The sequence below is a fragment of the Candidatus Zixiibacteriota bacterium genome, assembly GCA_026397505.1.
GTDB lineage: Bacteria > Zixibacteria > MSB-5A5 > GN15 > PGXB01 > JAPLUR01.
This window is the reverse complement of record JAPLUR010000040.1, coordinates 1-5980: the sequence shown is the minus strand read 5'-3', so window position 1 is coordinate 5980 and position 5980 is coordinate 1. Positions and strand designations below refer to the sequence as shown.

6 protein-coding genes and 1 pseudogene are annotated in these 5980 nt (G+C 49.9%); all 7 read right to left on the bottom strand.

What is annotated here, in order from left to right; genetic code table 11:
- A partial coding sequence (gene nuoD, locus NT002_02240; GenBank protein ID MCX6828089.1) for an NADH dehydrogenase (quinone) subunit D occupies positions 1-1143 on the bottom strand: 1143 nt, incomplete at its 3' end.
- A 23-nt stretch (positions 1144-1166) separates the two neighbouring features.
- On the bottom strand, positions 1167-1682 hold the full coding sequence (locus NT002_02235) for an NADH-quinone oxidoreductase subunit C (GenBank protein MCX6828088.1): 516 nt from the start codon (positions 1680-1682) through the stop codon (positions 1167-1169).
- A 106-nt stretch (positions 1683-1788) separates the two neighbouring features.
- A pseudogene (locus NT002_02230) lies at positions 1789-2238 on the bottom strand (NADH-quinone oxidoreductase subunit B).
- On the bottom strand, positions 2229-2585 hold the full coding sequence (locus tag NT002_02225) for an NADH-quinone oxidoreductase subunit A (GenBank protein MCX6828087.1): 357 nt from the start codon (positions 2583-2585) through the stop codon (positions 2229-2231). The pseudogene NT002_02230 and the gene NT002_02225 overlap by 10 nt, the downstream one beginning before the upstream one ends.
- Before the next feature lie 245 nt (positions 2586-2830).
- A complete protein-coding gene (locus NT002_02220; protein ID MCX6828086.1) occupies positions 2831-3811 on the bottom strand; it encodes a histidinol-phosphatase in 981 nt (326 codons plus the stop codon).
- Between the two features lie 16 nt (positions 3812-3827).
- On the bottom strand, positions 3828-5141 hold the full coding sequence (locus NT002_02215; protein MCX6828085.1) for an MFS transporter: 1314 nt from the start codon (positions 5139-5141) through the stop codon (positions 3828-3830).
- Entirely contained in the window at positions 5138-5683 is a 546-nt protein-coding gene (locus tag NT002_02210) for an HDIG domain-containing protein (GenBank protein MCX6828084.1), read from the bottom strand. The genes NT002_02215 and NT002_02210 overlap by 4 nt, the downstream gene beginning before the upstream one ends.
- Positions 5684-5980 lie beyond the last annotated feature (297 nt).

Here is a 5980-nt window from a genome sequence, read left to right as displayed (position 1 = left end):
CTCACCCAGTACAATATCAATGGAGCCGATGGCGGCGATAACGTCGGCGACCAGCCTTCCCTCAATCATTTTAGGCAGAGCCGAAAGATTGACAAATGAAGGGGGACGTACCCGCATCCGATGCGGCATGTTGGTTCCATCGGAGGAAATATAATAACCGAGTTCACCCTTGGGAGACTCGATCGCCTGGTAAACCGCTCCTTTCGGCGGCTTGAAACCCTCGGTGATAATCTTGAAATGGAATATGAGAGATTCCATTTTAGAGAGAACATCTTCCTTGGGAGGAAGCACTATGCCCGGAGCATGAACCCGAAAAGGTCCGGCAGGCATACTATCAAGCGCCTGCTGCACGATCCGGAGCGACTGCCGCATTTCCTCCATCCGGATCAGGTATCGGTCATAGACATCGCCATTTTTTCCAAGCGGCACATCGAATTGAAATTTGTCATAACCGCAATAGGGATTGGTTTTGCGGACATCATAGTTAACCCCGGAACCGCGGAGGGTCGGGCCGGTGAGACCGCAGTTGACGGCATCATCGGCGGAAATATATCCGACACCGATAGTCCGTTTGCGGAAAATCTTATTGTCGGTTAGGAGGCGCTCGTAATCTTTTATCCGGTCGGGAAGCACTTTGAGAATATTTCTTACTTTTCGGTCGAAGTCTTCAGGCAGGTCGTAGGCCAGCCCGCCGATGCGGAAGTAGGTGGACATCATACGCTGACCGGAACAGGCTTCATATATATCAATGATCATCTCCCGTTCGCGAAAAGCATAGAGAAGCATTGACATGGCACCAATATCCAGAGCATGAGTGCCGACCCAGACAAGGTGCGAGGCAATTCGGGTCAATTCGGTCAGGAGGACGCGCGCATAGATTACTTTTTCCGGCATTTCCAGTTCGAGAAGCTTTTCCACAGCCAGACAATAGCCGAGATTATTGGACATGGGGGCCAGATAATCCATCCGGTCGGTCATCGGAATGACTTTATAGTACAGCTTTGATTCGGCGTTCTTTTCGATACCGGTATGAAGATATCCGATATGGGGGGTCGCCTTGACCACGGTTTCGCCATCAAGCTCCAGCTCCACGCGCAGAACGCCGTGGGTGGCCGGATGCTGCGGCCCCATATTGAGGGTCATGGTTCTCTTGCCGGCGGCTTCGGTCACAGAATCAGCTCCGGCGGTTCGTCTTTATTATATGAGAACTGCGGCACTTCGTAAGTCAGCGGGAAATCTTTGCGGAGCGGAAAACCCTCTAATTCATCGGGCGTCACAATCTTTTGCAGGTCGGGATGACCGATGAAGATGATACCCATCAGGTCGTAGACTTCCCGCTCGAGCCAGTCGGCGGTATGCCAGAGATAGGTCAGAGAGTCAATTTCCGGCTTTTCATTGGACAATTTTACTTTCAGGAAGAAACGATATCTATTTTTGAGCGAAAAGAGATTATAGATAACTTCAAAGCGGCCATCGGCCGCTTCAGGATTGTCTAACCAATCCAGGGAGCAAATATCCGAAAGAAAATTGAATGCAAAATCGGGATGCTTCTGAAGAGATTTGCAGATATCAAAAAGATATTCCTTCCGAATATAAAACGACAGTTGGTTTCGGAAAAAATCCTCCCGGATGACGACATCCGGGAAAACGGTTTTGAAGAATTCTCGCAGTTTATCTTCCATAGCTTTCAGTATTTCCCGCGCCACTCCTGAATAATTTCAGATCGACAGATGAATTTTGAGGTCAAGCTGCCGGTTTTCCTCTATTCCCTTTAAGAGATTCCTGTTCGACCTTCTTGTAAAGCTTGAGTATTCCTTCCATCAACTGCTCGGGACGCGGCGGGCAGCCGGGGACATAAATATCGACCGGGATGATCTTATCGACGCCCTGAACAATGGCGTAATTGTTGAAAATCCCGCCGCAGGAGGCACAGGCACCCATGGAGATGACCCATTTGGGATTGGGCATTTGATCGTAAAGGCGTTTCACCACCGGCGCCATTTTTACCGAGACCCGGCCGGCGACAATCATCAGGTCGGCCTGGCGGGGGGATGGCCGCATTACTTCCATGCCGAAGCGAGCCAGATCGAAGTGGGGAGCAAAGGCGGAAATCATTTCGATGGCACAGCAGGCCAGACCGAAACCAAGCGGCCACATGGAGCGCTTGCGGGCCCAGTTGACCATTTTATCGAGCGAAGTGAGGATTATCGAATCGGGAATTTTCTCTTCTAATCCCATTTTAAAGCTCCTTTCCCAAGGATGTAAAAATAACCTACTAACAGGATTACGACAAATACCAGCATTTCGACAAATCCAAACATGCCCAACTGTTTATAGATCACCGCCCAGGGGTAAAGAAAGACCACCTCGATATCGAAAATTATGAACAAAATGGCGACAAGATAGAATTTTACAGGGAATCTCTCTTTGGTATCTCCGACCGGTTTGATGCCGCTTTCATAAGGTTCCCCTTTGGCGCCGCCCCGCGTGCGACGGCCTAAGATGATGGAGAGAAGGGCCATAACGACGGCGATAACGGCCACCAGCACAACGAGAAAGAGAATCGGGAAGAAGGTCTCAAACATTTTCAATCCAATATTTTCAATTGGTCAAAATAGAAACTCCGATTAATCAAGTCAACAATTATTTGTGAAAATATTAACCATGAAGAAAATGCGCGAGACAAGGAATATGGAGCGGAGATTTTTCCGGGGGTTATGCTTCAATCCGTGCCGATTGTCATTACTATATCAATAATGGAATATTACAGTCCAATTCTAATATGATTGGAAAAAATCCAGCCTTTGTCCCCTTTGTATACCTCGACCCGTTAGATTCCATTCTCGGACGGAGCAAATTCGAGCTTATCTCCTTTTGATTCGGCCATGATACGCCCGTTGCCGATCAGCCGGATGATTCCCTTCTCGGGGGTATGGGTCAGCAGCAGGGCGCCTTCAAAAGAGGATAGAGTTCCGCCGCAAATGACCCATTCGCCGCCGCGGTGGCCATAGAATTCGAAGCCGGAGGCTTCGCCCCAGCGGTAATTGGAAACGAAAAGGCGGCAATCGCGGATTGCATCATACAACTGGCGGCGGGCGACAGTCAGGTCTCTGGAGAGCTTCTCGGTGAGGAGAATGTGTGTGCGCAAGGATTTGAACTGGACTTTGTAAGGGAAAATGGTGATGCGGAAAGGTCCCATTCGGTAAGGATAGCCATGGACATCAATCGCTGCCAGTCCGGCCACCTTGCGCCGGCGGCTGAGTTCATCCCACTTTTGGAGAATTCGGTCGGTTGGCGAGCGCATAAAACGGCGGGGTGAGAAGACCATTTTTATTTTATTGTATGGTTTGAGGTTCTCCATCCATTCCGACATCTGATTCCATATTTCAATGCCATCGTACCCCTGGGCATCCCAGGCCAGCCAGGGATAGGATGGGTATTTCCCCAGCCGGGGACGAATTTCATCGGGATGCGCGATTATACCCAGGGCCCCCTGCAATTTCCCCTCCGCCACATATTCCTGAGGGGTCATGTCGGCCGGAAGCACCCGATTGGTTTCAAAGAGAAGATAATGGTTGCAGTCTTCCCGATCGTTATGTTCATATCCCACCAGAACCAGAGTGTTCTTATAGAAGCCTTCTTTGCCCGCTTCGCGTGACTTAAGGATCATATGGTCGGAGACCAGGATAAAATCCAGGCCCGCCGAGCCGGCGATTTCGGCGACTTCATCGATGGTTTTGGTACCATCGGAATCAGTAGTATGAATGTGTATGCAGCCTTTATATTCGTGATATTTGGCACTGCCAAGCATAGCTTTGTCTCCGGGGCTATCCCTTGTGTCCGGGAAGTTTTCGGAAAATGAATAAACCGATACTCATCATAATTACTAATGAGATTACGGCCAGGCGATAAGGAAGTTTGTCTGCGGCCGGCTGGGAAAGGCCCAACAGCGACACCATTCCTTTTCCCAGCGGGCGAGCCGGGTTGAAAAGATAAACGATGATTCCCCATACCACCGGGCCGAGCACTGCGGCCGCCCGGCCGGAAAGAGAATAAAGGCCAAAAAACCGTCCCAGCTCTCCCCGGGGGACCATTTCGGCCAGAAGGGGGCGGGAGATAGTCCAGAGTCCGCCGAGAAGCGCGCCCATCATCGAACCAAGAACGTAAATCAGCATCCTGTCCTGAACGAAGGCAAATAATAAAAGGACCACCAGCCAGCCGGATATTATGACATTCATCATGTGCTTCAAGCTGGCGTTCCGTGAAAACCTTCCAATAAGGTATGAACCGGCCATGGCGGAGATCGTGGAAATGATTAGGAAAATGGTCAGATCGGCATCGGAAAAACCGAGCACTATGGAGGAGAAAATGCCCATATTCAGGATGACGGTGGCGACAGCATCCTCGAAGAAATAGTCGGCAATCAGGAAACGAAGAACGCCGGGATATTTCCGAGTGTCTTTGATACCCTCCCAGACCTCGCGGTAAGCTTTTTTAATTTCCACTTTGTGATCGGGCAGGCCGGTCTTCTCTTTGACCCAGATAAAAGTCGGCAGGGCAAAAAGGAAGAAAAAGATGGCTGTCGGCAGGAAAGCGCCGGTCTTGCCGGTACCTTCTATTCCGGGGATATGAATTCCGAAGATATTCCCGGTCACCGCCGGGAGGACAAAGATCATGCCGAAGATAGCACCGAGATAACCGATGGCGACGCCGAAACCGGAGACGAACCGGGCATTGGGACCATCGGCCACCGAATAAAGAAGGGAATTATAGAAGACCATTCCTCCTTCATAGAAGAAATTCGACAGGCCGAAGACTATTATTAAGACAAGAAATAATGTTGCCGGAAGGAGCGGTATGATACCGATCGAGATGCAGCAGAACAGGGTGAAGAGAAGCAGAAAGAGTTTCTTCTTATGAGAATGGTCGGAAAACGCTCCGAGCGCCGGCATGATGAGGCCGACCAGAAGCATCGAGAGCGAATAGGCGATATCATAGTACAGGCCATCGCGGCCGAGGTCCTCGACCACCCAGCGCTTGAAATAAAGCGAGAGGATATTCATCGAATAGATGGTATTGGCGAAGTCGTAGAGCGACCAGCTAAGGACCTCTCTGCGAAAGATGACGGCGGGAGTTTTCAAAGTTCCAGAATATCAGAAATGGTTAACATTCCGTCTCGAATCAGAAGCAGAAAATCGGGCAATTCCAATCCGAGATTGGAGCAGGCGGCGATATTTTCGCGGGTGGCGCCGGCGGCAAATCGTTTTTCCTTGAAGCGACGCAGCATGAATTCGGCATCAATATTGACCAGTTTCTTTGAGGGATGCATGAGAGCGCAGGCGACCAGAAAACCGGTGGCGGGATCGGTGGCGTACAAGGCCCAATCAAGCCGCGTGCGGCATACGGCATGACCGGGGTGGCAGTGGATAGCATAAATCATTTCCGGCGGCAACGAAAATTCCTTGAGCCAGTCCTCGGTGATGAAAGTGTGTTTCTCCGGCTGTTTGACGGTAACATCGTAGTCGAGGTCATGCAGAAGACCGGTCAGGCCCCAGAGATTTTGATCCTCGCCGAAATGCTCCGCCAGACGAATCATCCCGGCTTCGACGGAAAGGATATGCTTTCGGAGATTCTTATTGGTAATTTTGGCTTCCATCAGAGCCAGAGCGGTGTTGCGGTCAATCATAAACGGCCTCGTTAAAGTTCAACGGAGCAATTATAAGCGATTGGCGACGAAAAGTCAAAGAAGGCGAAGGCCGTGTCGACTCAAGATTGAAGGCGGCAAGAGTGTAGTAAATATTGTTCATTATTCAAGTGGCGGATCGCAGGCCGCGATCAATCGCAAATATTGTGGACCCGCTCCGGTAATGTCAATATTAGTGTGGAAATTGGTATATCCTTTTTTTCATTTATTTAGGCTGCTTTTTGTATCATGTTTTTGATGGTTTTTATTATTTCATTGTTTCTGTGCCATTTATGA